The sequence below is a fragment of the Colwellia sp. BRX10-9 genome, assembly GCF_014077405.1.
Lineage (GTDB): Bacteria > Pseudomonadota > Gammaproteobacteria > Enterobacterales > Alteromonadaceae > Colwellia_A.
The window spans coordinates 1-298 of sequence record NZ_JACGVV010000140.1 but is presented as its reverse complement, the minus strand read 5'-3'; the positions used below and the strand labels follow the sequence as shown (position 1 = coordinate 298).

Here is a 298-nt window from a genome sequence, read left to right as displayed (position 1 = left end):
GTGTCTACACAAATTACATGATAACAAATTAGAAGAATCCCGATGGGGCTATAGCTCAGCTGGGAGAGCGCCTGCCTTGCACGCAGGAGGTCTGCAGTTCGATCCTGCATAGCTCCACCATCTTATATCAACAATATAAGAGACCATTATGATTCTTCGTATAAAGAAAGAGACCAAACTTAAACTGTTCTGATGAACATGTTAAGTTTGGTTTTTTAAACCACGTTTTTAACCGAATGCGCGTTAAGAATGAGTTCTTTAACAATCTGGAAAGCTGATATAAATAAGATATTTATAA

The 298-nt window shown here is 37.6% G+C and carries 1 tRNA gene; it reads left to right on the top strand.

Features of this window, described 5'->3' with window-relative positions:
* Positions 1-44: 44 nt before the first annotated feature.
* Positions 45-120: transfer RNA gene (locus H4J69_RS19790), tRNA-Ala, on the top strand.
* The last annotated feature ends 178 nt before the right edge of the window (positions 121-298 follow it).